The organism is Fulvivirga kasyanovii, from assembly GCF_009711405.1.
Taxonomy (GTDB): Bacteria; Bacteroidota; Bacteroidia; order Cytophagales; family Cyclobacteriaceae; genus Fulvivirga; species Fulvivirga kasyanovii.
In genome coordinates, this window is the sequence record NZ_SMLW01000291.1 from 1 (window position 1) to 4,433 (window position 4,433).

Annotated in this window: 5 protein-coding genes; 2 read left to right on the forward strand and 3 right to left on the reverse strand. The window is 42.9% G+C overall.

What is annotated here, in order from left to right; genetic code table 11:
- The first annotated feature begins 17 nt into the window (after nt 1-17).
- Together pdxH and E1163_RS02125 are read left to right on the forward strand one after the other, a co-directional pair.
- Nucleotides 18-662, forward strand: coding sequence for a pyridoxamine 5'-phosphate oxidase (gene pdxH / locus E1163_RS02120; protein WP_155168980.1), 645 nt, complete (start codon nt 18-20; stop codon nt 660-662).
- Nucleotides 635-1,912 carry a glycosyltransferase family 2 protein gene (locus tag E1163_RS02125; protein WP_155168982.1) on the forward strand — a complete coding sequence of 426 codons (1,278 nt, stop codon included), beginning with the start codon at nt 635-637 and terminating at the stop codon, nt 1,910-1,912. The genes pdxH and E1163_RS02125 overlap by 28 nt, the downstream gene beginning before the upstream one ends.
- Here E1163_RS02125 and E1163_RS02130 read toward each other — a convergent pair whose 3' ends face one another.
- The 3 genes from E1163_RS02130 to E1163_RS02140 form a co-directional block, all read right to left on the reverse strand.
- Nucleotides 1,913-2,602, reverse strand: coding sequence for a response regulator transcription factor (locus E1163_RS02130; protein ID WP_155168984.1), 690 nt, complete (start codon nt 2,600-2,602; stop codon nt 1,913-1,915).
- Nucleotides 2,599-3,591 (reverse strand): glycosyltransferase family protein, encoded by a 993-nt coding sequence (locus E1163_RS02135; RefSeq protein WP_155168986.1) that lies wholly within the window; start codon nt 3,589-3,591, stop codon nt 2,599-2,601. Before E1163_RS02135 ends, E1163_RS02130 begins: the two co-directional genes overlap by 4 nt.
- Nucleotides 3,591-4,433, reverse strand: an 843-nt coding sequence (locus E1163_RS02140; RefSeq protein ID WP_155168988.1) for a UDP-2,3-diacylglucosamine diphosphatase, incomplete at its 5' end; no start/stop codon positions are given. The genes E1163_RS02140 and E1163_RS02135, both read right to left, overlap by 1 nt.

Sequence of the window (4,433 nt, forward strand, 5' to 3'; positions counted from 1 at the left end):
ATCAAAATTGACATCCGATGGAAAAGAATATCGCAGAAATCAGGCAAGATTATGTCCGCCATTCCCTAAGGAAAAAAGACGTAGACCAAGACCCCATAAAACAATTTCAAAAATGGTTAACCGAGGCACTTACGGCTGAGGTACGCGAAGCTACCGCCATGAACATGGCTACTGTTAGCGAGCAGGGTGTGCCATCTTCGAGGATATTGCTTCTCAAAGATGTCAATGAAAACGGCTTTGTGTTCTATACCAATTACCAAAGCAGCAAAGCGCGTGAACTGGAGCACAATCCTTCTACTGCCCTTACCTTCTTCTGGCCTGAGCTCGAAAGGCAGGTAAGAATACAAGGGATAGTAAAGAAAGTTAGCAAAGAAGAATCTGAGGAATATTTCAGAAGCCGCCCGAAAGGTAGCCAAATCGGGGCCTGGGCCTCACCCCAAAGCTCTGTGATCAGTAACAGGGAAATATTGGAAGAACGTGAGAGAACCCTTCAGGAGAAATTTAAAGATGTAGAGGTATTGCCTAAACCAGAACAATGGGGCGGTTATATAGCGGAACCTTTCTTAATTGAGTTTTGGCAAGGGCGTGCCAGCAGGCTTCACGACCGGTTGGTATACACCCGTGAAGATAAAACATGGAAGATCGACCGTCTGGCACCATAAAAAGAAACCTTTATTTATCCAGGTATGCATATCAGGGCTCTTTATTGGATATAGAGCCTCATGCTGACCTGGATATGGTCATAACCATACCTTGTTATAACGAACCCGATCCCATTCGGAGCCTCAACGCATTACTGCAATGTGACACGGAAGGTTTATGCATTGAAGTCATTGTATTAATTAACGAGTCCGAAAATGCCCCGTCAGATGTATCTATTCAAAATAGAAAGTGCTACATAGAAATAAAAAAGTGGGTAGAACTACACTCTAAGACCAACTTCTGCTTTCACGTTGCCTATAAGGATAACCTCCCAAAAAAACATGCCGGAGTAGGGCTTGCACGCAAAATAGCCATGGACGAAGCCGTGCGCAGGTTGGAGGCCATAGGTAAACCCGACGGTATTATTGTCTGCTATGATGCTGATAGCTTGTGCGACCCCAATTATATCAGGGCGATCCATGATTATTTTTACGCAAACCCAAAATCTCCCGGATGTTCTATATATTTTGAACACCCTCTTCAAGGCCCTTTGGAAGACAATATCTATAAAGCCATTGTAGATTATGAACTGTTTTTGAGGTACTATGTAAATGCATTGCGATATACAGGTTTTCCTTATGCCTATGAAACCATTGGCTCCAGCATGGCTGTAAGGAGTTCTGCCTATCAGAAACAAGGAGGCATGAACCGCAGAAAGGCCGGGGAAGATTTTTACTTTCTCCATAAGATCATACCGCTGGGTAACTTTGGTGAGATTAACAGCACCCGGGTCATACCCTCTCCGAGAATCTCTGACCGGGTCCCCTTCGGTACAGGCAAAGCTGTTAATGACTGGCAAAAAACAGGACAGCTCCTTACCTACTCAGTCCGGACTTTTAAGGACTTGAAAGCTTTTATTGATAACCTGCCAAAACTGTATAAAGCCAGCCTTGAAAATACAGCGTGCTTTTTAAAGGATCAGCCCGAAAGTATACGTCAGTTCCTTACGGAGAATGAATTTGTATTTCATATCAGCAGGATAAACAATAATGCAGCCGCGAAGGACACCTTTTTAAAGCAATTTTACCAATGGTTTGATGGCTTTAAGGTGTTAAAGTTTGTTCACTATGCGAGAGATCACTTTTACGACAACTGCCCCGTTGCTCAGGTTGCCTCCGAATTGCTGTCCCTTGCCTATGACCACAGTTTGCATAACAGTAAAGAGCTTTTATTAGCTTATCGCAAAATGGACAGAGACAGGGCTTATTGATTAACGGACCTGAAATTTATACTTGCCCTCTTCAACCCGGGAAATTAACCCCTCTCCTATTTTTTGAGTAAGATTGGTTATGTAAGTATCTACAGATTTGGCCAGCACATAAACATCTGAACCCCAGATGTTGTGAAGCAGGTTATCTCGGGTGATGACTTTTTTGGGGTTTTGAGCAAAAAAGTATAACAGCTCAAATTCATACTTGGGCAATGCCACCTCTTTACTTTTATAAGTTACTGAGCTGGCTTTCCTGTCAATGACCATGTCACCGATTTTGATCTTTTCTACACTTTTTCTGATTATCAGGTTTTTCTTGAGTACAGTGCTTATTTTATAGGTAAGCGCACGAAGTCCTGTTATCTTCTCTATGTAATCATCTCCACCGGTATTCAACGCTTTTAGTTGTAACTGCTTGTCCGACTTTGCAGTAAGAAAGAAGATATAGGTGTTTTTAAACTCCGGGTGCTCTCTCAATTGCCGGCAAACTTCAATACCATTGATCTTTGGCATCATGATATCCAGAATGATCAGGTCCGGGTGAAACTTACCAGCCGTCTCAATCGAATGTGTGCTTTTACGCTCTACCTTTACCGTATAGCCGTCCTTTTCCAGGTTGTATTTCAACAAGTCCAGAATGTCCTTATCATCATCAACGATCAATATTTTATGGTTGGCCGGATTGTTCATGCGTAGGCCTCCTTCTCAACAATACCTGAAACGATCTTCGCCGTTTCGTCAGGGTATTCTATTTTAGTGGCATCGCGGAAATACGCCCAGTCTTTGATCTCTTCCACATACTTTTTCTTAAGCTTTTTAAGCACCGGTATCCCCATCTCTTCCATGGCCGCCGCGTTGCACTGCTGCTCATATTGGTTTTTCATCGGGATTACCATAAGCTTTTTACCCAGAAACAACGCCTCGGAAGGAGTCTCAAAACCAGCACCACACAAGACCCCTTCGGACGAGGTAATGCTTTCAATAAAGCTTTGGTTGTCGATTGGCGACACTTTCACATTCCCATCTTCAAACCCCTCTTTATTATGCTTGGAGAATACCTCCCACTTTACCTTTTTAACTTTAGAAAGTACTTCAACTATCTTTTCATCGGCATATGCCGGCAAATACACGGTATAATGTCCTTTGTTACTGACCTTGGCCTCACGAATTGACCTTCTAACTACAGGAGTATAAATATTTTCATCAAAAGCGTTAAAATGAAAACCATAATGCACGGAAGCGGGCGCATAATTCCGAAGGATCATCTGGCCTACCACATCCTTTGACTCAGGTTTGGGGCATTTCTCGGAAAGCAGCGCACTTTGATGGCTAAGAGCAATACATCGCTTACCCCTGATCTTAGCAGCCCAGGCCGTAATGGGTTCAAAATCGTTGATGATCAGGTCATAGTTATCAATCGGAAAATCTTTGATCTCCTTAAGAAAACGGCGTGAAGAGTTACTCTTGATGGTTTTGGACAGGTTTATACCACCCTTCTTTCCGAAATAAAAACTGAGTCCTTCTGAGCGGTATTTAGTCTCTTTGGGCAATGATATTTCAACCTGGGCACCACTTACAAGGTAATCAACCTCTCCATGCTTCTCCAGCTCAGGCCCGATATCCATAGCCCTGCTCACATGCCCATTCCCGGTGCCCTGTATGGCATATAGTATTTTCATTATTTAACAATTAAAAATTCATTGACCATATCCCTGAAGATATCGTCTGTATTCAAAGCCCTTTTACTCTTTTTGTTCACTTTTACAGCCATGGCCACAGGGTCTTCTGTAAAGTTGTAAAGGCGCCATGATTTATGGTTGTATTCCAAAGCCGTAAGGTTCTCTACCCAGTCACCTGAGTTGAGGTACATTACACTCCCTTTTTCGTTTTGTACTTTGCGCATCTGAGGATGATGAATGTGCCCACATACCACAAAGTCGTACTGATTACCAATAGCAATGTCAGCCGCGGTGTGCTCAAAATCATCTATAAACTTGATGGCCGATTTCACCCCATCTTTAATCTTTTTGGAAAGCGAGATCTTGCCTTTCCCCATAAGTTTGGAAACAAAATTCACAAAGGTATTCAGCAGTATAAGTGTGTCGTACCCAATGGCCCCCAGCTTGGCCAGCCACTTGGAATGCTTCATGGTAACATCAAACACATCGCCATGGAATATCCATGTTTTCTTTCCGTCAAGGTCCAGCACTACTTTATTTTCTATTGAAAAAGCCCCAAGTTTGAAGCCGACAAACTTCCTGAGCATTTCATCGTGGTTTCCGGTAATATATACCACCTCAGTGCCTTTGCTCAGTAGTCCGGTAATGTGTTTTACAATTTGCATATGGCTGGCAGGCCAGTACCTTTTGCTAAATTGCCACATATCAATAATATCGCCGTTAAGGATGAGTTTTTTGGGCTGGATCGTTTTTAAGTAGCGGAGAAGATCTTCTGCATGACAACCGTAGGTTCCAAGATGAATATCCGATATGACTACTACTTCAACAGGACGTTTTTCTTC

What these genes read in the sequence shown, in the direction of transcription:
- pdxH (WP_155168980.1), top strand. Translation starts at nt 18, where the DNA reads ATGGAAAAGAATATCGCAGAAATCAGGCAAGATTATGTCCGCCATTCC.
- E1163_RS02130 (WP_155168984.1), bottom strand. Translation starts at nt 2,602, where the DNA reads ATGAACAATCCGGCCAACCATAAAATATTGATCGTTGATGATGATAAG.
- E1163_RS02125 (WP_155168982.1), top strand. Translation starts at nt 635, where the DNA reads ATGGAAGATCGACCGTCTGGCACCATAAAAAGAAACCTTTATTTATCC.
- E1163_RS02135 (WP_155168986.1), bottom strand. Translation starts at nt 3,591, where the DNA reads ATGAAAATACTATATGCCATACAGGGCACCGGGAATGGGCATGTGAGC.